At 52.0% G+C, this 20,784-nt stretch carries 16 protein-coding genes and 1 tRNA gene; 10 read left to right on the top strand and 7 right to left on the bottom strand.

From position 1 onward, the window contains the following. The first annotated feature begins 6 nt into the window (after nt 1–6). The 9 genes from ACK3CJ_RS16565 to ACK3CJ_RS16525 all read left to right on the top strand — a co-directional run bounded on the left by ACK3CJ_RS16565 (nt 7) and on the right by ACK3CJ_RS16525 (nt 12,321). Nucleotides 7–396: a hypothetical protein gene (locus tag ACK3CJ_RS16565; RefSeq protein WP_409523320.1), complete on the top strand. Its 390-nt coding sequence runs from the start codon at nt 7–9 to the stop codon at nt 394–396. Next, nucleotides 375–1,799: an ImmA/IrrE family metallo-endopeptidase gene (locus ACK3CJ_RS16560; RefSeq protein ID WP_409523319.1), complete on the top strand. Its 1,425-nt coding sequence runs from the start codon at nt 375–377 to the stop codon at nt 1,797–1,799. Before ACK3CJ_RS16565 ends, ACK3CJ_RS16560 begins: the two co-directional genes overlap by 22 nt. A gap of 118 nt (nt 1,800–1,917) precedes the next feature. Continuing rightward, a complete protein-coding gene (locus ACK3CJ_RS16555; RefSeq protein WP_409523318.1) occupies nt 1,918–4,479 on the top strand; it encodes a glycoside hydrolase family 99-like domain-containing protein in 2,562 nt (853 codons plus the stop codon). A 16-nt stretch (nt 4,480–4,495) separates the two neighbouring features. Next, nucleotides 4,496–5,035, top strand: coding sequence for a hypothetical protein (locus ACK3CJ_RS16550; RefSeq protein ID WP_409523316.1), 540 nt, complete (start codon nt 4,496–4,498; stop codon nt 5,033–5,035). A gap of 40 nt (nt 5,036–5,075) precedes the next feature. Beyond that, the gene (locus ACK3CJ_RS16545) at nt 5,076–6,536 is read left to right on the top strand and encodes a methyltransferase domain-containing protein (RefSeq protein WP_409523315.1); all 1,461 of its coding nucleotides are present in this window, start codon (nt 5,076–5,078) and stop codon (nt 6,534–6,536) included. Nucleotides 6,537–6,581: 45 nt separating this feature from the next. Beyond that, nucleotides 6,582–8,723: a glycosyltransferase family 2 protein gene (locus tag ACK3CJ_RS16540; protein WP_409523314.1), complete on the top strand. Its 2,142-nt coding sequence runs from the start codon at nt 6,582–6,584 to the stop codon at nt 8,721–8,723. A gap of 5 nt (nt 8,724–8,728) precedes the next feature. Next, the gene (locus ACK3CJ_RS16535) at nt 8,729–9,649 is read left to right on the top strand and encodes a glycosyltransferase family 1 protein (RefSeq protein WP_409523313.1); all 921 of its coding nucleotides are present in this window, start codon (nt 8,729–8,731) and stop codon (nt 9,647–9,649) included. Nucleotides 9,650–9,659: 10 nt separating this feature from the next. Then, nucleotides 9,660–11,684 (top strand): capsular polysaccharide biosynthesis protein, encoded by a 2,025-nt coding sequence (locus ACK3CJ_RS16530; protein ID WP_409523312.1) that lies wholly within the window; start codon nt 9,660–9,662, stop codon nt 11,682–11,684. Nucleotides 11,685–11,712: 28 nt separating this feature from the next. Next, a complete protein-coding gene (locus tag ACK3CJ_RS16525; protein ID WP_409523311.1) occupies nt 11,713–12,321 on the top strand; it encodes a GNAT family N-acetyltransferase in 609 nt (202 codons plus the stop codon). Here the strand turns inward: ACK3CJ_RS16525 and ACK3CJ_RS16520 are convergent. The 3 genes from ACK3CJ_RS16520 to ACK3CJ_RS16510 all read right to left on the bottom strand — a co-directional run bounded on the left by ACK3CJ_RS16520 (nt 12,293) and on the right by ACK3CJ_RS16510 (nt 15,570). Next, a complete protein-coding gene (locus ACK3CJ_RS16520) occupies nt 12,293–13,516 on the bottom strand; it encodes a nucleotidyl transferase AbiEii/AbiGii toxin family protein (protein WP_409523310.1) in 1,224 nt (407 codons plus the stop codon). The two genes, ACK3CJ_RS16525 and ACK3CJ_RS16520, sit on opposite strands and share 29 nt — an antisense overlap. Then, complete coding sequence (locus ACK3CJ_RS16515) at nt 13,516–14,103, bottom strand: DUF6088 family protein (RefSeq protein ID WP_409523309.1); 588 nt, start codon at nt 14,101–14,103, stop codon at nt 13,516–13,518. The genes ACK3CJ_RS16520 and ACK3CJ_RS16515 overlap by 1 nt, the downstream gene beginning before the upstream one ends. A gap of 165 nt (nt 14,104–14,268) precedes the next feature. After that, nucleotides 14,269–15,570: an MBL fold metallo-hydrolase gene (locus tag ACK3CJ_RS16510; protein WP_409523308.1), complete on the bottom strand. Its 1,302-nt coding sequence runs from the start codon at nt 15,568–15,570 to the stop codon at nt 14,269–14,271. A 94-nt stretch (nt 15,571–15,664) separates the two neighbouring features. Between ACK3CJ_RS16510 and ACK3CJ_RS16505 the strand changes: the two genes are divergently transcribed. Beyond that, nucleotides 15,665–17,791, top strand: coding sequence for a GGDEF domain-containing protein (locus ACK3CJ_RS16505; protein WP_409523307.1), 2,127 nt, complete (start codon nt 15,665–15,667; stop codon nt 17,789–17,791). A gap of 63 nt (nt 17,792–17,854) precedes the next feature. Here the strand turns inward: ACK3CJ_RS16505 and ACK3CJ_RS16500 are convergent, their stop codons facing one another. The 4 genes from ACK3CJ_RS16500 to ACK3CJ_RS16485 all read right to left on the bottom strand — a co-directional run bounded on the left by ACK3CJ_RS16500 (nt 17,855) and on the right by ACK3CJ_RS16485 (nt 20,771). After that, on the bottom strand, nt 17,855–18,625 hold the full coding sequence (locus ACK3CJ_RS16500) for a MetQ/NlpA family ABC transporter substrate-binding protein (RefSeq protein ID WP_409523306.1): 771 nt from the start codon (nt 18,623–18,625) through the stop codon (nt 17,855–17,857). A gap of 30 nt (nt 18,626–18,655) precedes the next feature. After that, on the bottom strand, nt 18,656–19,321 hold the full coding sequence (locus tag ACK3CJ_RS16495) for a methionine ABC transporter permease (protein ID WP_409523305.1): 666 nt from the start codon (nt 19,319–19,321) through the stop codon (nt 18,656–18,658). Further along, nucleotides 19,318–20,328, bottom strand: a complete 1,011-nt coding sequence (locus ACK3CJ_RS16490) for a methionine ABC transporter ATP-binding protein (RefSeq protein ID WP_409523304.1) — start codon at nt 20,326–20,328, stop codon at nt 19,318–19,320. The genes ACK3CJ_RS16495 and ACK3CJ_RS16490 overlap by 4 nt, the downstream gene beginning before the upstream one ends. A gap of 366 nt (nt 20,329–20,694) precedes the next feature. Continuing rightward, a tRNA-Met gene (locus ACK3CJ_RS16485) sits at nt 20,695–20,771 on the bottom strand. Nucleotides 20,772–20,784 lie beyond the last annotated feature (13 nt).

Genomic DNA, 20,784 nt, shown 5'->3' with positions numbered 1-20,784 from the left:
ATTTCAATGAATTGGAATTTTGAACGTGGTGAAGGACGGCATAAGCATCGCTGGAAGCAGGATGAAGCAGGCTTTCAGCCGGGACGAAATGGCTCGATAGGAAAATGCCATCGCAGCATCACTGAAGAGCTTGCCACTGAAATACTTAACAAGGGTGTTCCAGTCTACAATGATCCAGAAGACAGCTATCCAGGCAAGATATACACTTTGTATCGAGGGGTTATTTACGAAGCCGTACCAACAACACCTGGAGTGTCTTGGCATGGATACCCATGGAGGGGCGATCTTCCGGGGCGCCCGGGATTGCCCAGAAGTGTGAAAAATAAGTTGGAGAGCATGGCTCAACATACTGGCTACAGTGAAGAATATGAAAAATGGCTGAAACAATACGGTTAGGCAGCAGTGAAGGGATTGAGCTTCTGTTTCAGCATTCCGGTAAGAAAAAACGGAGTGCGGGGCTGGCTTGGGGCTATGGCACGGTTTATGTAGCCGGTGCTCCCGTATTTTCTGCAGAAGACGGTGTGCCAGTAGAGTGGACCTGGATAGACCTACTCGAATGGCTGGCAAAAAACTGGGCATATATTCTTTGTGAACAGACCTTTCCTTTTCAAATGCAAACCAACAGCATCGTCACGCTGATGCGTGATCTTGAACAGCGCTGGGAAAACATGCCAGAGGAGCGTGTAGAAGAAGAGGAAGCACAAGCCATCAGATTCATCGAAAGGCATGACACAGCAACAGCGTTCAAAGGCATATACTTTCCAGCAGTATTTCTGATGCGGACAGGCCTTGTCATGGAAGTGCTGACGGCTGAAAACCAGAGAACTCATTATTTACCACTGCAACGCGCAGTGCAGGACTTGCAAGCCATAGGTGATGGCATTGTGGAGCTGCTGGCAGGTACTGAACATAATCGCGCTGAGCTCGCAATCAGTAACTGGACAAATAAAGAAGATCTGCTGCAACAAAATGCCTTGAGCTTATTGACGGGATTAAGCTTATCCAGTCAGCAGGCATTGCAAGCACAGGATGAAAATTTCTGGGAATATGACAGCACTGCTGGGTACATAGAAACAGAGCTTATGGCTGCTGCACGGATGACTAATGGTAGTTTGTCGTTGACGCAGCAAAAATACTTATTGACCTTATGCCGTCAACTGACTCAGCAAAGCACCGATGAGCTTGATCAGCTTGCTAACGAGCTGAGGCATGAATTTCAGCCACAGGGAAAACCCCACGACCAAGGTTATTGGGTAGCAGGATGGCTACGAAGGAAGTTGAAACTGGCAGACAATCAACCTGCCATGCCTGCAACGTTGTTAAGCACGTGGAAGGTGAGGGTTGAATCTTTCGAACTGGAAAATTCAAAACTGGACGCTTTGGCCTGCTGGGGGCCAAAGCATGGCCCCGCAATTCTCATTAATAAATCTGACCAGAGTACGGCAGCGCACTTATTTGGTGAAAATTCAACGCTGGCCCATGAGATCTGTCATCTGCTACTCGATAGAGCAGACACGTTGCCGGTTGCAGAAGTGTTGAATGGTCATACACCGGAAAGACTTGAGAAAAGAGCCAGAGCTTTTGCAGCTGAGTTTCTGTTACCTCGGCATATTGCTGCTCAACAGGTGAAGAGCGGAACCTCTGTAGAAAAATCTGTGAAACAGTTATCGGAGAAATATCAAGTCAGTGAAACTCTTGTTTCTTGGCAAGTGATCAATTCGGATGTTTATGGGGCATTGAATCAAAATGAACAACACTGGTTAACCCAACACGCAACCGGGTCGATCATGCACCCGTAGGGATGGTTTTTTATGCCCGATCGGTTATCTGCTATAACTGGGGGCCTTGCCAGAGTTGGTGCAGCGGGTGTAGCCCACAACCTGTTTTTTTGCAAAAGGATGTTATGCGAGTGTGTAAATGTTGAGTCGGCAAAACCTGCTGAATGAAGTGTTGTTTGATGCCCAGTGGTATGAGCAGAACTACCCTGATGTGGCTCACTCAGGATTGTCGCCCGAGCATCACTATCTGTCGGTAGGTATCTCGTTGGGGCGTCTGGGGCGGGACTATGCGCAGGGCTCAGCCCTCGGCAAAGGTAATGATGCCTTTGCTCAGGGTAATTATGAAGACGCGATCAAATACTATGTTGATGCCATCGGTGACGATGAGACCTTGCTGCCTGTGCTGGAGCTGAATATCAGGCTCTGCTACGACAGGCAGGGCATACAGGCCAGTGACGCGATCATTCTGACCCGGATAAAAACCGCATTGCGTGAGCAGCAACGCATCCGCCTGGATGCCGCATTGTTGCAAAGACCTGAGTGGCTGGATACCTACAGTTATGGCCGCATCATTGAGTCTGGCCTGTTTGATCTGTCTTACTATCGGGAGCATAACGCCGATGTTGAGGGTGTCGAGGAGAATCCCTTGGCGCACTATCTCAGCGTTGGTGTGGAGATGGGTTTGAACCCGTCGGAGCATTTCGACACGCTGCACTATTTAAAGCAGTATCCGGATGTCGCCGAGGCAGGCGTACACCCGCTGATCCACTATGTGTGCAGCGGGCATAAAGAGGGGCGGGAACCTGTGCCTTTCCCGTCTGGCCCTTATCAATCGCGCTATACGGTGGCAGAGGTTGAGTATATCCCTTATGCCGAGTCCGACCGAGTTGAGCGGAATACCCCGGTTAAGGTGATCTGTTTCTATCTGCCGCAGTTCCATGCGATCCCCGAGAACGATGAGTGGTGGGGCAAGGGGTTTACCGAGTGGACCAATGTTGAGCCCGCCAGATCGCAGTTTGCCGGCCACTACCAGCCGCATGTTCCGCATGAGGATATCGGTTATTACAATCTGCTGGATCGTGAGGCACAGGCTAAGCAGATAGAGCTGGCGCGCCATTATGGCATAGAGGGTTTCTGCTACTATCTTTACTGGTTTTCGGGCGAGCGCCTGCTGGAGCAGCCGCTGGATAATATGCTGGCAGACAAATCGCTGGATTTCCCCTTTTGTGTCTGTTGGGCCAACGAGAACTGGAGTCGGCGCTGGGATGGTCTGGATCATGATCTACTGATGGTGCAACACTACTCTGACGAAGACGATATCGCGTTTATCCAGAATATTGCCCGTTACTTGCAGGATGAACGTTACATCCGCATTGATGGCAAGCCGCTGTTGCTGATCTATCGCCCCAATCTTTTCCCGTCGATGAAAGAGACCGCCACGCGCTGGCGAGACTGGTGTCGTGATAACGGCATCGGCGAGATCTACCTGGCCTATCCGCAATCGTTTGAGTGTGCGGATCCGGTTATTTATGGATTCGATGCGGCGATTGAGTTTCCACCGAATAACAGTGTGCCGCCCGATATTACGGATCAGGTGGAGAAGCATGATCCGGATTCATCCAGCACGGTATACGACTGGCGGATTTTTCTGGAAAGAAGTGATGCTTACACAGAGGAGGGCTATAAGCTCTTCAGAGGCGCAACGCCCTCATGGGATAATACCGCACGTAAAAAAGACCGGAGCACGATCTTCCACAACAGTTGCCCCAGGTTGTTTACACAACTGCTTGTAAATGCCTTTTCGCATACGCTGTTGCAGCAACCGAATCCTGATGAGCGCCTGGTGTTTGTCAATGCCTGGAATGAGTGGGCCGAGGGTGCGCACCTGGAGCCGGATCAGCGCTATGGCTATGCCTGGCTGAAGAGTGTCAGTGATGCGCACAGGCTCACACAACAGGCACAGGAATTGAAAGTGGGCATCGTGATTCATGCTTTCTATCCTGATGTGCTGGAGGAGATCATGAGCAGCCTGGAGTGGTTGCCCACGCAGGGTGTGAAGTTCTATGTCACGACAGCGCAGGATAAAGAGCAGCGTGTGCGGGAGATTTTCAATGCTTATGCTCACGATCTGCATCTGGAAATACATGAGAACAAAGGCCGAGATGTGCTGCCGTTCTTGCAGCTTCTGCCGCGTGTGATCGAGGATGGCTGCCATTTGCTGTTGAAGGTGCATACCAAGAAATCCCCTCATCGGGTGGATGGCGAGCAGTGGCGACAGGATCTGTATCGTGCGCTGCTGTCGAGGGGCTTCTATCTGAAAGCCCGCAGTCTGTTTGTGCTGGACCCGTCTGTCGGTTTGATTTCGCCGGCGGATCATGTGGTGCCGCTGTCCAGCTACTGGGGCTCAAACAGCCAGCATGTGACCACTCTCTGCGACAGGCTGGGTATTGAGTTGCAGGAGGTGGATGATTACGAATTTGTTGCCGGCACCATGTTTATGGCACGGGTGGATATGCTGAGCCAGGTATTGCAACTGGGCCTGGGTGCTGAGGATTTTGAGCCGGAATCCGGGCAGGTGGATGGAACGCTGGCGCATGCGCTGGAGCGTTTTTTCAGTATTGTATGTGTTGCGCAGGGTAAAACGATTCACAAGTATGGTGAACGCAAGGACAATACCTATAAATATGCAGAGGTTGGCTAGGTGATAAGGTACAGTGATGCAACCTGATAATGATGAAGAGCGCATGAAACAGCTGGTGAATGAAAATGAGCGCCTGGTACAGCATCTGCATTTTGTGCAGGAGGAGCTTGAACGGTTTCGTCATGAAAATCGTGCGCTCAAGAATACGATAGCGGATATGGAGGGCCAGCGCGTTTCTGACAACCCTGTAGACCTCGATAGTCAGAAGACTCAGGTGAAGGGGCGCGGCTCTAACAAGCTTCTATCCCTGTTCTCTTCGGGGCACAGACAGCGTGTTCAGTTGCAGAAAACAGCAGCGGAGTTGCTTGACTCCGGCTGGTTTGATGCAAAGTGGTATCTGCAAGAGTATCCCGATATTGCCGCCAACCCTGATTTTTCGGCGAATCCTGCGTTGCATTTTTTGAAGTTTGGTGGCTTTGAGGGCCGTAATCCCGGTCCTGGCTTTGATTCTGCTTATTACGTGAAACGCTATCCGGATGTTATCAACAGTGGCATGAATCCGCTGTTGCACTTTATTCGGGTTGGGGAAGCAGAAGGGCGTAAGCCTGCTCCCTGAGTGTGTCGAGTCATTATTTACTGAAGGTGTACACGCAAGTATGCAGTATCAATCATTTCCCGGTATGAAGGGTGGCTCTGAGTCACATGACAAGCTGATCGCGTTTCGCTTGCCGGATCTTACCGGAAGAAAGGTGTTGGATGTCGGCTGTAATGAGGGCTATTTCTGTGGCTATGCTCACTTTGCCGGGGCATCCAGTGTGGTCGGGATGGATCGCTCGAAAGAGGCGATTGAACGGGCATCGGTGCGCTTTCCTGAATGCCGGTTCTTGAATCAGTCGTGGGATAGCTTGCCAGAGGATGAGTTCGATCTGATCCTGCTGGCATCGGCACTGCATTATGCAGAGGATCAAGCCGAACTGATTCACCGTTTGATGGGTCGACTGGCACCGGGTGGCACTTTTGTCCTTGAGGTGGGTATTGCTTCATCTAATGAGAGTGAGTGGGTGCTGGTGGACCGATCCATCGATCAGTGCTACTTCCCCTCGCGCTCGAAACTGGGCGAGATTCTGCAGGATTACGCCTGGAAAATCATAGGTCACAGCGTAAAACAGCAGGGCGATCCGGTGCAGCGATATGTGGTGCATATCAAACATATGCGCCCCTTTGCCTATCTGTTGATGGGCACCCCCGGTACTGGAAAATCCACGATAGGGCGTCAGTTGTTTGGTCGGGCTGATGTTCATGTGGTGTCTGGTGATGGTGTGTTTCAGCAGGTTGCGAATGGCGCGCATGAGGTGTCGGACTTGCTGCGAGAAACGATCAGCGAGAACTTCACGACCGGCACAATCGATAAGACAACCGAGCGGGTATATGCCAATGGTTTAATCGATGAGCTGGTGCATCTCTGGATCACTTTGGCTGGTGAACGCGATTTTGCAGTGGATTCGTTTGTACCTGAAAAGTATCAGGATGAGTTGATAAGGTGTATTGAAAAAGCGGGCTATATACCGGTGATTCTGTCCTGGCATGTGGAAAAATCCATGTCGTCGGCTCAGGGTGCACGTGAGCGTGCCGACAGTTATCAATTGGCACTTGAGCAGCGATTCTGCAATCCGAAATGGACGGTGGATGTAACCAGCTGTCTGGAAAGCCACTACAGAAAACGCTTTAAATGGCACTTTGACTCACCCTTGAAGGGAAACAGCCCGATACAGGGGCAGGCGCTGGGAATCTCTGGCTGGGTGATTGATACTTTTGCACAGGAACCTGAGCCTCTTCAGCTGTATATCAAGACAGCGGCAGAGATCAAGGTGTCTCCCTTTACCGTTGGCCGTAAAGATGCGCTGAACCATGTCTATGGAGGTGATGCGCCACCCGGGTATGCGGGACTCCGCTGCGGCTTCAGCACACGTATCGACTTTGATGATTTTTTGCAGGGGGTCGAGGTGGGCATCGTGTCGAAAGGTGACAGGATTCCGTTCATCAAAGTGACCAATAGCAGTGCATCTAAATCTATTTTTGAATCACTGAAAGAGAAAGTGTCCAGGGGATTGAAATAGTGTGTTTTCCACTACTCTCTGATTCAGGTATAGGTTGTTTGGAAATTGGCTAGTTTGAATAGCACTATCGATTTTTCGGAGCTGGACCGGGTTCTGTTGAGTGAAGAGTCGCACCTGCTGCGTGAAGGGTGGGTGTTGCTGCGTGGGCATCTTCGGCGAAAAGGGCGGCAGCTATCAGCATCTGTTCTTGCTCATACCGGCAATCAGAGCCACAGAATCAATCTGCCGGTCACCTATAAGGGCACAATTTTTGAGTTGGTGAAGCTTCCTGCCGGTGTCACGCGTCTGGAGTTGGTTCCGCTGCTGGGTGCCGGGGAGTATGAGTTGACTCATTTCACGATCCGGCGCGTCAATATTGCTGAGCGCACCTATCTGATGTGGAAGCGGGTGTTGCCGTCCTTAAGAAAGATTCCACCGGTTCAGCGTTCAAGAGCAAACCTCTTCTGGTATACGCCATTGCTGAATCTGCCGCGTGCGTATGAATCAGTGGGGATGTTCCGTGGTTATTCTCCTCAGATATCCTACTCCGATTGGGTTATCCGGTTTGATACGCTGACCGCTCAGGATAAGCGAGCAATTGCGTCGCGAGCCCGTCGCCTGTACTCAGCGCAGCCTGTTATATTGCTGGACGCCACAGCCGCGACAAAACTATCGGATGTCGTGGAGTCACTCTATTCGATCAAAGCCCAGATCATGAAGCCGGTTCGGGTTCTTCTGCAAGTTAATGATGATCAGGCAGCGCAGTTGCAGCCGTATTGCTGGCCAGAGGTGGAGGTGCTGGGCCCGAACAGGGCTCTGGCATGCGGGGAATTGCAGTTTGCCGCATCCGACTGGGTGCTCTGGGTACCGGCAGGCAAGGTGCTGGCACCTCATGCACTTTTCTGGTTCAGTGCTATGATTCGACGCCGTAAGGATGCCAGTTTTATCTACTCGGATCATGATCACCACACGGCTGAGCGCGAGCGGGTTGATCCCTGCTTCAAGCCAGACTGGTCAATCGAGCTTGCCAGAACCGCGGGATATACGGGGAGTGTCTTTGCGCTGAAGGCAGAAAGGCTTATGAGTATTGCCAGAAATAGCGCTCAGATGATGAGCCCCTATTCACTGATGCTGCAGGCGACCGCTGGTATTGAGCCATCTGCCATTGTGCATATCCCGGCTATTCTATGGCACCAGTTAAGCCATGAGTCTCTGGCTGATAAGTCAGAGGAACGGGAGTCCAGTTTGTCGCAGGAAGCACTGGAGTACTCTCTGGCGCTGCAGGGTATTGCCGCCAGTGTGCAGCGAACAGCGCAGGGTTATCTGCGTGTGCAGTATGCCTTGCCAGCCAGCTTGCCGAAGGTGTCGATTCTGGTACCGACCCGGAATATGTTGAGTCATCTTCAGCCCTGTATTGAAAGTCTGCTATCCAGAACCGGTTATCCGGATTTTGAGGTGTTGATTATCGATAATCAGAGCGATGATCCGGATACGCTGGCCTTTATGCAAAGCGCCTCCTCCGATCCAAGGGTTCGGGTGCTGCACTATGATCAGCCTTTTAACTTCTCGGCGATCAATAACTTTGCCGCAGCGCACGCTCAGGGAGTGCTGATCTGTTTGCTGAACAACGATACTGAGGTGATCAGCGAAGACTGGCTGGATGAGATGGTCAGCCAGGTGTTGCAGCCAGGTGTGGGTGTGGTGGGGGCAAAGCTTTATTTCTCTGATGGTCGTGTCCAGCATGCAGGTGATTGTGTCGGGCCCGGCGGGTGTGCCGATCACATGTATGGTGATCTGGATAAGAGTGATACCGGTTATATGGATCGGGTTGTGCTGGCTCAGGATCTCTCTGCTGTGACTGCTGCCTGTATGCTGACACCAAAATCACTGTATCAGAAGCTGAGCGGGTTGGATGCGGCTAATCTGGCTGTAGCGTTCAATGATGTCGACTATTGCTTGCGTGTGCGTGAGGCAGGTTTTCGCGTTGTATTTACTCCCTATGCCGAGCTGTATCATCATGAGTCTGTCTCGCGTGGCAAGGATGATAATCCCGAGAAAAAAGCCCGCGCGAAAAGCGAAGCAGACTATATGCGCAAGCGCTGGCGGCATGTGATGCAGCATGACCCTTTTTATAATCCGAACCTGAATTATAAAAGAGCGGACTTTACGCTGAATCAGGCGCCAGCCGTCGAAAAACCCTGGGAGTAGTCGCTGTGCAGCCGCATGAGCAAGTGTATCTGGTTGAGGAGGGCAGTAATCCATCCACGGATTTCTTTGTATTGCCTTATCTGCGTGATGCAGGGTGCCCGGTTGAACGCTTCAACTTTGATCAGTTGCCGGCGCTGGTCGGTGCTTCGGTACAGGTGGTATTTGTTCGTTATATACCGTCTTTATGGAAGGAGTGGGTTCAGCAGAATCGGTCGGTGATCTCCTCTGTGGTCTACTTCATGGATGATGATCTGCTGGATCGACAAGTGCATGCCGCCTTACCTTTGCGCTACCGATGGAAACTCTGGTCTCTGGCTCAGCGCCACCGGCAGTGGTTACACAAGGTCGGTGCGCAATTATGGGTATCCACTGCTTGGCTGGCTGATAAGTACAGGGAGTGGCAGCCTAGTGTATTACCGCCGCGCTATCCGCATCATGGCATTACATCGAGTGCAAAAACCTTTTTCTATCATGGTAGCGCCTCCCACGCGGCAGAGCTTGAGTGGCTGGTGCCGGTGGTGACTGGCGTGCTGCAGGAACAACCGGACCTGACCTTCGAGTTGATTGGTGGCAAGACGGCACGCAAGTTGTTTGCAAAGTGCCATCAGGTGCGTGTGCTGCACCCCATGAAGTGGCCAGCCTATCAGGTACTGCTGCAACAACCGGGCCGACGGGTAGGGCTGGCGCCGCTGTTACCGGGCAGATTCAATGCGGCACGCTCGCCAACCAAGTTTTTTGACATTACGGCAACCGGTGCCGTGGGCGTGTATGCAAAGGACCCGGTTTTTGCCTCTTTGGTGACGCACGAGATGAACGGCTTGCTCCTGCCGATGAACACCCATGAGTGGATAGACGCCATTATCAGGTTGATGAATGATGATGCCGCTTGTCAGAGGTTGCTGGCCAATGCGCGGGCAGGACTGTGATTGAGTGGTTATGACAGTGACTGAACCTGTGGTGGGTGTGTTTGTTCGCAGCCTGGTCAGACGAAAGCATCTGGAAGCCTTGCTGGGCTGTCGGGTGGTGTCGATGAACTCTCGGGCGCGCAAGGATGTGACACATATCGCTGGCTGGGGGTTGAAGTCTTCAGCAGACAAAGCGCGAGACTACGCCCAGCGCTGTGGTTTGAACTACATCAGCCTGGAAGATGGATTTCTGCGTTCGTTGTTGCCGGGTGTCAGTGGCGGGGCGGCACATAGCCTGATCGCGGATTACAGCGGTGTCTATTATGATGCAACGCGCCCGTCGGATCTGGAATCCCTGATTCAGGCTGCAGAGTATAGCTCCTCGTTTAGCGAGGGGCAGCTACAGCGGGCCGAGCAGGCGATGGCACTGCTGCGCCAGTATCGCTTGAGCAAGTATAATCATGCGCCAGAAGTGGTGCTTAAACCCGTCGGCACTGCACGTGTGCTGGTGGTGGATCAGACGGCGGGAGATGCGTCCATCGCGTTTGGAATGGCCAGCGCGGCCCATTTTGAACAGATGCTGCGTGATGCCGTGCGGGATAATCCCGAGGCAGAGGTTCTGGTCAAGATCCATCCCGATGTGATTGCCGGAAAAAAGCAGGGGCATCTGCTGGCGCTGGCCAGATCGTTACGCTGCACGTTACTGAGTGATGATATCTGCCCCTGGTCGTTACTTGATGCTGTCTCCCGCGTGTATGTGGTCACCAGTCAACTGGGCTTTGAGGCGCTGTTGGCCGGTAAAGAGGTGATCTGTTACGGCGCGCCTTTTTACAGTGGTTGGGGGCTGACTCAGGACAAGTTGATTCTGCCACGTCGGCAGGTGAAGCGCTCATTGGCACAGGTTTTTTATGCGGCGTATATCGAGTATTCGCGTTATGTAAACCCTTATACCGGTGAGCGTTGCGAGCTGGAGCAGACAATACGGCTTCTGGCTCAGCAGAAAGAGCATAATGACAAGACGGCAGGGCGCTGGTTTGCACTGGGTTTTTCCGGTTATAAAAAGCGTTTTCTACCCCATTTTCTCGGTGAGCGTTCGACGCTGACCTTCTCCCAGCGGTTGAGTGGTGCCGTGTTGAAGCGATTGAAGCCTGAGGATTGTGTGCTGGCCTGGTCCAGCCAAGTGGGCGCTGATCTTGAACAGGCAGTTCGGGCATCGGGAGCCCACTTGTGGCGTATGGAGGATGGTTTTATTCGATCTGTGGGCCTCGGCGTTGATCTGGTGCCGCCGCTGTCTTTGGTGTTGGATACGCGGGGGATCTATTACGATGCCACTCGCAGCAGTGATCTTGAGCACCTGCTTAATCATCATGAGTTTGATGAGGTGTTGCTGAAGAGCGGAGCCGAGTTGCGTCAAAGGTTGGTGGATGCGGGATTATCCAAATACAATGTGGGGCGATCCGGCAGGTTGAATTTGCCATCGGGCCGACCCGTTCTGTTGGTGCCGGGTCAGGTGGAAACAGACGCCTCGATCCGGATGGGATCACCTCAACTGAAGCGTAATGTTGAATTGCTTCAGGCCGTTCGCACAGCCAATCCCGATGCGTTTATTATCTATAAGCCACACCCGGATGTCGTGGGTGGTGGTCGTGTGGGTGAAATTGTCGGCCAGCCTCTCGACACGCTGTGCGATCTGGAAGTGCGTGATCTCGCGATGCCTGACCTGCTGGCGCAGGTGGATGAAGTGCATACCCTGACCTCTCTGACCGGCTTTGAGGCGTTGCTGAGAGGGATACCCGTCACGACCTATGGTTTGCCTTTTTATGCAGGCTGGGGCCTGACCCGAGATCATATGAACTGTCATCGTCGGAGCAGAACCTTGACACTTGATCAACTGGTGGTGGCAACCTTGATTCTGTATCCCACCTATGTGGACCCTGATTCCGGGGATGTGATTGATGCAGAATCGGCCGTGACACTTCTCACCCGCCAGAGAGAGCAAGCCTCCGGGTCTTCAGTGAAGACATACCTTTATCGCATGATTCGACGTCGTAAGTAATCATCAGCCTATGGATTTATCTGTTCGAATGGCAAAGAAAATAAACAGTCCCATTGAGATTATGGTGGCTCCGAATCAAGCACAGCTGACCCCCGACATGCTGCATATCGTTGCAACCGGCAGGGGCTCCATGAGCTTTGTGCTGGGCGATGCTGAGCAGCGTTATCAGCTGTTTCATCAGTCGATCGACTGGAGCAAGGTTGTCATTGCCTGTGTTGATCAGGAGGTGGTGGGTTTTCTGGCCTGTAAAATGAAAAATCGGGGGCCCTACCGCCCGGATTTTGCTGCATTCAAAAAGACATTCGGGATTGCTTCGGCACTTTGGCGTTTTTTGATTTTCTATCTGGTGGAGCTGGCGCAATCCACTTTCTCCTTTTACATCTACGGACTGAAAGTGATGCCCCGTTGGCGACGTAAAGGGGTAGCTCTGGCTATGCTTGAGGCAGCAGAGCAAATTGCGATAGAGGCTGGCTCACCTGGGTTGCGTCTGGATGTGTCGGTGGCAAACACGGCTGCACTGGCGCTGTATACACAGCGAGGTTACCGGGTAACGAAAACAGTGGACCTGTTTTTTCTTCCCCGGGTTTTCAATTTCAAGAAAATCTGCGTTATGCAGAAGGATTTGTACTCAGAATAACATTAACCAAGTGATCGATTGCTCTCTGTGGATTTTCAATTAACGTCATTTCAGAGCGGATTTTTTTCTTCTCTAACACCAGCACGGCTTGCATCCAGGCGCCAGAATACGCCCAGTGAGCATTGTTTGTAATCCAATCAGTCAAAATTGCTTTATTGATATTATTCTGTGCGAGGGTTAACCGACTGATAATCTGGTCAAAGTCGTCAGGGTGTTGATGAGTAAAGAACATGCGTCCCTGAATTGCATCCCTGTGATCATCCGCTATACCAGCCAAACGTTCACCGTCAGGAATGAGCTTCAGTTGACCTCGCAATGCTAACTCATAATCAACACCTTTTTCAGCCCAGCGCTGCTTCTTCATTTCAACCACATCATCTCGTGCCTGTTTTGCCGAGAAAGGATCATTGATGTCTTTCTCCAGCATGCAATCGACATCATACCAATGTCTGGCTAAACGATGTTTATTGGGTTCTTTTTCCATAGTCGAGTACTGATGAAGTGCTGTCAGTTTTTCCCATATGATATACGCAGGGTCGTACGCCTGAACGGTGGCCGTTGGCAAGTCAAAGGCATCCTGCAACTCAGGAATGTCTGCCATATAGCTGCCGATCTTATGAGCTACCGTAGGCTGCCCTCGATTCCGACCACCAAACTCCAGCAGCACATAATCCAGGTGGTAATGGTTTTCGCTCTCGGTCACTCTCGGAAACTGAATGTTGATCTTTTCACCATGTGAGCCGACTTCAAGCTTAGCGCTTAATTCTTCAATACCATATTCTGCAAAGCGCTGATTGAGCTTCTCTACAAGCTGGCAGGACCATTCTGTCAAGCGAGCGGTTTGACGTTCACGAAATTTTTTCTGCTGACTTGGGTTTCTTATTGATTGCGCCCATGCAGCCGACTCTTCTTCTACTTCGGCTAAGTCTGCCCAGTGAATAGAGAGGTCAATATCTTCGGAGAATCGATCAATAGCCTTCCAACACTTGCTGAGCGCAGTACCACCTTTAAAAGCGACGGCGTAATCCCCCAAAAGCTGTTCGTCATAGAGTAAGCGTAGGATTTCGGTCACCCACAGGTCTTTTTCCAGGAAAAAATCCGGCAGACCATCTGGGTGCTTCTGAGCACCGATCAGCAGTATCTGTTTTAGCTCCTCACGTTTCTCAGGGGCTCGATAATAATCGAATATATACATCAGGCAGTCTGCTCCAACTGCTCCAACTGCTCCAACTTGCTTTGCCAGGCATTCAGAAGAGGGAGAGAGCTGAGTTTTTTTACAACCGCTTTGATTTCTGCAGGCGTCAGTGACAATCGCTGGACGGCTTTTTTCAGGCCCGAAACTTCTACTGATTCAGGCGGGGTCACCAGAAGTCCACGCAACAAAGCTCCTGCCGGCTCTTTTTCCCAGCGCAGCTTTTGGTCACTGATATGGCGGACTTCAACAACTTGATTGCCAATCCGGAACTCCCTTGACGGCCCATTGCTCCAATAAACTGTTTTCATGGGCGCCTGCGTTTGCAACCCCAATCGGTAAGCTGCTTCCTGACCTTGACTCACCAGCTTATAGCCGTGCTCTTTGGCCCAAGCCTTGGCGACTTGTTCAGCACTGGCTGTCGTTTTGATTGAAGGCATACTCGGCAAGGGTTTTGGGCGAACGTAGAAACCTTTGGATACCCGCTCAACAACGCCTTCCAGCGCCAAGCGACTGATCGCTTTTTGCACGGACGCGCGGCTCCCCAAGGAATAAAACCCTGTGATGGAGAAGGGAACGCCGCGCTTCATGCGGTTAATCCGGTATGCCACTTTCATTGCAACAGACATGGTCACTCTAATTCAGACAATAAATATTAATGTGAATCTATTGTAGCTCACTATTTACAGTGCTTTCCAGATAATTTATGTCAGTATTATTTTGGGTACATGCGGAGATCTGGATGTCAATTACACTTAGCTACCTGTGGGTATCGGCAGGGTGGTGGCGCGCATTGTTTTGCGTGCCCAGAGTAGCCAGCGGATCAGCGAGGCTGGTTTGTCTGCATAGCCATAGTCTGCCAGTATCATCAGCATCCAGATAATATCTACACGTCGTGCCGTTGTTTTACCATGCAGGTGGATCGGTACAAACATGGTGATGCACAGGTCGCCGAAATGGCCGTAATTCAGTGCATCTTTCAGCGCTGCTACCGGGATCTCCAGTGTGCAGGCACCCAGAGTTTCGCACTCGATCAGTCTCCCGCTGATGGGGCGGTAGAGAAAACGCCGGCCAGCGCTGGTGATCCCGATGCCTTGTGGCATGATGCCGGCAATCAGCCAGCGACATCTGTTCAGTGTGCTGCGTAGCTTTTTGATATCCTTTTCAGTCAACGTTTCACGTTGATTCCGCATCTCTTCGTCTGCAATCTTCTCTTTCCACTCCTCTTGTTCCTGTGCATCTGATAAGACGGGTGTGCGATCTGTCATGGTCAGCGAACTCAGTGCAACTGTGGAGAAGGGTTTGCAGAGCTGAGTTTTGCAGTTCCATCCCTTTTCAAGATCCGGATAGGTGACTTTGTACTCATTAGCCCAACTGGAGTCTGCCCGGCGCATGACTACCTGGCTGGCAAAAGGGATGTAGAGATCTGCCTTCAGGCGTCTGCATACCGAGTTGACCTTGCGCACATAGCCATCAAGTGTCATCTGTGGTGTGCGCTTACCCTCACGGAAGTAGTTGAAAAAAGGGCCAGCAGGTGAGTAGCTTCTGAGCAGTATCAGAGGTTTGTTCAGGTGTGTTTTAAGGGTGGCGATCTCATCCAGAACATGGCTTTGGGGTTTAGCATCGTTCAGATTAACGATCAGGGCTTGCGGTGTGTTAATGAGCAGAACCGAGTCGTTGTTCCATTGTGGCAGTGCCATCACCTGTACACCTTCTTCAAGGTGCTCCCAGGTGTGGCTGCGCAGCCGTCTGACCGAGTATCCCATCTTGATCAGATGCTGATCCATTGACATGCACAGGAAGTCAGGCATTAATATTTGCGGGTGGCTGCCGATACGCCTCAGGCTTGGCAGGTGTAGATGATCAGGATGTTCATGCGTGAGATATAGATAGCGTGATTCTGCTATTCTAGCTATCTGGGTATCTGTTGGCGGATTCTGCAGCCACCAGCTTCTCCAGTAGCTTGAACCGAACAGCCAGGGATCGGTTGCCAATAGCGATTCGCCCGACGAGTTTTCCAGCAAAAGGCAGGCGTGGCCGTAGGTATGGAGTTGCATGACAGTTGTCCTGAAAAGTAGTCCTGAAGCGTTTTACGGATGAGCAAGGGTAGCTGTGAGTGTCATTGAATTCAATAGAAACCCGGAGAGGGATATGTCTCGAAGCTGTATTCGATACCTGTTGTTCCTGATCATGTTGGTGTTTGTCTCAAACGCGATGGCTGCGTCTCGTCTGGCCCTGGATCAGGGTTGGGAATATCGCTGGGGGGACTCACCTTTTGTTGATGGTGTGCCGCAATGGGTGCTGGCTGATGAGCCAGACCAGTGGCATGGCATTGAGTTTCCTTCCAATCCACCGGGGCGTCATCTACAGCAGAATATCTGGTATCGGGTGACATTACCGCAGAGTCACTGGGTTGATCCGGTTTTGTATGTCACGAGTATAGACCTGATCGGCGAGGTGTATCTCGAAGCAGACAAAATTTACCATTACGGCGAATTTGATGCTGAGGGCAAGGGCGATTTCATCGGCTGGCCTTGGCATATGATTGAACTGAACCCGGATGACATGGGGCAAACGCTCTATTTCCGAGTTTATTCCGACTACACAGACATCGGACTCTGGGGCGAGGTGATGCTGATGGAGCGACCGGACCTGTTGCTGATGATTATCAGTAGTTCGGTTGTGGATCTGGCAATCGCAGCCTTTTGCATTTTTATCTCCTTGCTGGCTCTCGCGTTTGCGCCGATGCGGCCCGGCAGTCAGCACTTCGTTTATCTGGCCCTGTTTTCATTGACGATTGCTGGCAAGTTGCTGGGCGAGAATGCAGCTGTTCAGTTGGTTCTTGATGCGCCTCTTTTTCGAGTCTATCTGACGGCGGCAGCCTACTTCTCGATGCCGATCTTTATCGCTTTCCTGTTGGGACAGTGGTTGGGTAAAGAGGGGAGTCGGTTGATTAATCGCATCGGTTACCTTCATCTCGCCTATCTGTTTGTTGCACTGGGTTTGTCATTGATCGGGGTTATTCACCTGTCGATCACCTATCCGATCTTTGATGCACTCTTCACACTGACGCTGGTCGTGTTGTTGGTGGTGACGCTGCGCGATCTGAAACAGTTGAATACGGATCAGCGCCTTATAGTGGCGGCCTTCAGTATCTTCGCCCTCTTTTTGCTGGTGGATATGGCGGTTGCGCATGGCTTTCTGCCTTGGACTAGTGTACCGCTCTCGCTGGGTGGGTTGATCTTTGTATTGGTACTGGTGCTGATTTCTCTGCGTGAGTATGGGCGGACAGATAAAGCGGTGCGCCTGATGAATATCACCCTGGAGAATCGTGTTGCTGAGCGGACCGCAGCGATCGAAACCTATGCTCAGATAGAAAGGGAGCGTAGCCAGCAGGCTGAGCGGACCCATCAGATGAGTCTGTCTCTGGATGAGTTGGTAAACCAGTTGCAACAACTGGACAGTCTGAAAGAGGCTGGTGAATTGCTGGTTCAGCGGTTACCGGAGCTGTTTGCTCCGATGAGGCTCAAGGTCAAACTGCTCAGTGCGGTGGAGCGTTATGCCGAAGAGGAGTTGAGCGAGAGTGAGGTGCTGATCAGAATCCAGCAGATGCAATCCGGCGATCATCCGTTTGCCAAGGTTTATCTTGATCTGGGATCATTGCCCTCCGATGATTCCAGAAGGATGACCAAGGCCTTTTTGCTGCGGATGAGTGAACGGATCGGTGTGACCCTGACCAGTATTAATCTGCGTGAATGTTTGCAGCAGATGTCTTATGAGGATGCCCTGACAGGACTGAAAAACCGCCGCCATCTGGATGATTCGCTCAAACGCGAGATAGCGCTGGCCAAGCGCCAGCAGAGTGCTCTATCGATATTGATCTGCGATATAGACTTTTTCAAGCAGTTCAACGACCGCTTTGGTCATCAGGCGGGAGATATGGCGTTGCGTGCAGTGGCGTCTGTCATGCTGGAGCAGTTTCGGGAGACCGACATCTGCTGTCGCTTCGGTGGTGAGGAGTTCGTTGTGGTGATGCCTGGCATTGCATCTGAAAGCGCGTTACAGCGCGCTCTGGATCTGCTGATTAAAGTGTCTGAGCGGGAGCTGGTGTACCAAGGGCAGCATCTTGGCAACATCACTGTGTCGATCGGACTGTCGAGTTGGCCAGGTGGCAGCTCCACACCACATCAGCTGATGGATGATGCCGACCGAGCCCTGTACCGGGCCAAGGTGAATGGACGTAATCGGGTAGAGCTGCATCAGGCGGTTCAGGTTTAGGCGCTATTGTCAGGGGAGGGGGTGTTGACCCACGCCACTCCCCCGCAAATATCTATGTCTGGATCAGAATGCCGGTACAACCGCTCCGGTATACTTCTCCAGTATGAAGGCACGGACTTCGTCTGTTTGCAGTGCATCAATCAGGGCTTTCAAACCGCTGTTCTCGGTATTGTCAGCATGAGTCACCAGAATGTTCACATAAGGTGATTCGCTACCTTCAATGAACAGCGCGTCATCGCTAGGTGACAAGCCAGCTTCCAATGCATAGTTGGTGTTGATCAGCGCCAGATCCACCTGATTCATTACGCGTGGCAGGGTTGCCGCTTCGATTTCACGAATGTGCAGCTGCAGCGGGTTTTCGGCGATATCGCGTGGTGTGGCGGTGATGCCGGCTTCGGGCTTGAGCGTGATCAGACCAGCGCTCTGAAGCAGCAACAGGGCACGGCCACCGTTGGTGGCATCATTCGGGATCGCTACCTGCGCGCGCTCTGGCAGGCTTTCCAGAGTGGTATGCTTGCTGGAGTATGCGCCAAACGGTTCGACATGAACCCCTGCCACATTCACCAGTGAGGTGCCGCGGGTGGTATTGAAGTTATCCAGATAGGGCTGGTGCTGAAAGAAGTTGGCATCAATGCGCTTTTCGGATACTTGCACATTGGGCTGAACATAGTCGGTAAAGACGCTGATTTTCAGCTCTACTCCCTGCTCGGCCAGCTGTGGTTTAACAAATTCAAGAATTTCGGCATGGGGAACAGCCGTTGCGGCCACGCTGATTGATTCGGCCTGAACAGTAAAAGCAGCCAGTGCAGCAAGGGCGGCAAACAATTTTTTCATGGTGTATCTCCGTAAGGTGAATATATGCATTTACTTGCGTGAATAATGAACAACCAGTCGATCCCCGAGGCTTTGCAGGATCTGAACCAGTATGAGTAGCAGTACGACAGTGACAATCATCACGTCGGTCTGAAAACGTTGGTAGCCATAACGTATGGCCAGATCACCCAATCCACCGGCGCCCACGACCCCGGCCATCGCGGTATAGGAGACCAGTGTAATGGCAGTAACCGTGGTGGCTGCGATGATGCCGGGACGGGCCTCTGGCAGCAGGGCATGGGTGATGATCTGGCGTGTGCTGGCACCCATTGCCTGGGTGGCCTCTATGATGCCGCGATCCACTTCGCGCAGGGCAGTTTCTACCAGCCGGGCGAAGAAGGGGGTTGCCCCAGCCACCAGTGGCGGTATTGCTCCAGCCACACCCAGAGAGGTGCCGGTGATCATCAGCGTCATCGGGATCATCACAATCAGCAGGATAATGAACGGCAGGGAGCGCAGAACATTCACGCAGAAAGACAGCAGAGCATAGATCCCCTTTTGCTCGAACATCTGCTTGGGGCCTGTCATGAACAGGACAATGCCCAGCGGTAAGCCCAGCAGCACGGTGAACAGCATCGATCCACCCAGCATCAGCAGGGTGTCGAGTGTGGCCATCCAGATATCGTACCAGTCTACATTACTGAAAAACTGCATCATGATCGGATCACCTCAACGGTTACCTGTGCCGCTTTGAGTTGTTCAATCGCCATATCGGCATCTCCGCCCACCAGCGACAGCGTTAACTGGCCGTAAGGCGTGTCTCGTATATGGTCAATGCGACCGGACAGAATGCTGTAGTCGACACCAGACTGCCGTGCTACCTGGCCCAGCAGAGGGGCATAGGTGGACTCACCCTGGAAGGTCAGGCGCACAATGCGTCCCTGTACCTGTGCAAAGTCATTCGACAGTTCCTGTTCATCCACATGCTCCGCCTCGTACACAAAGCGGCGAGTGGTGGGGTGTTTCGGGTGCAGGAACAGATCAGAGACCAGGCCCTGTTCAACTATGTGCCCTGCATCCATCACGGCTACTTGATCGCAGATACGACGGATCACATCCATCTCATGGGTGATCAGCACGATGGTCAGATTCAGCTCGCGGTTCAACTCATTCAGGAGCTGCAGAACCTGCGCTGTGGTCTGAGGATCCAGTGCGCTGGTGGCCTCGTCACAGAGCAGGATTCTTGGGTTGGTAGCGAGTGCGCGGGCAATCCCGACGCGCTGCTTCTGACCGCCGGAAAGCTGTGCCGGATATTTCAGGGCATGGCCGCTGAGCCCAACACGATCAAGTAGCATAGCGACACGCTCGCGGATCTGCACAGTTGAGTAGTTACCTGCCAGCTTGAGCGGCATGGCGACATTGTCGGCAACCGTTTTGGAGGAGAGCAGATTAAAGTGCTGGAAGATCATCCCCAGGCGCTGACGGAACTGTCGCAGCGCTTTGGCATCCATGGCGGTAACATCCTCGTTATCAACCAGAATGCGGCCTGCGGAAGGGTCTTCAAGGCGGTTGATAAGACGCAGCAGAGTACTTTTACCGGCACCTGAGTGCCCGATAAGACCGAAGATCTGCCCCTGCGGAATATGCAGGTCACAGGGCTCCAGTGCCGTAATCTCGCGTCCACCGACCTGGTAGGTCTTGTGTACACGTTCAAATTCGATCACAGAGAGTAAACCTTGTGGGTTGTAATGCCTTTTGGTAATAGATATTGGATTTGATATGCGATTATATAGTAAAAAATGGTGCACCTGCACTATAAATCAGCAGGTGCTAAACAATAATTTTTGCACGTTAAGATGATTGTTATTCAGGTTGAGTAGGGGGAAAGGGTTCTTCAGGCACAAAAAAACCGGGTAAACTGTAAGCTTACCCGGTTTCTCTTAATTGGTAGCGGGGACAGGATTTGAACCTATGACCTTCGCCTGGGTTTATGAAGAGCGAGCCCGACGAGCTACCAGACTGCTCCACTTATCCATCCTTCAGGCACAAAAAAACCGGGTAAACTGTAAGCTTACCCGGTTTCTCTTAATTGGTAGCGGGGACAGGATTTGAACCTATGACCTTCGGGTTATGAGCCCGACGAGCTACCAGACTGCTCCACCCCGCATCAACGTGAGCAA

The organism is Nitrincola salilacus, assembly GCF_046271865.1.
GTDB classification, from domain to species: domain Bacteria; phylum Pseudomonadota; class Gammaproteobacteria; order Pseudomonadales; family Balneatricaceae; genus Nitrincola; species Nitrincola salilacus.
This window is presented reverse-complemented; position numbering and strand designations above follow the sequence as displayed.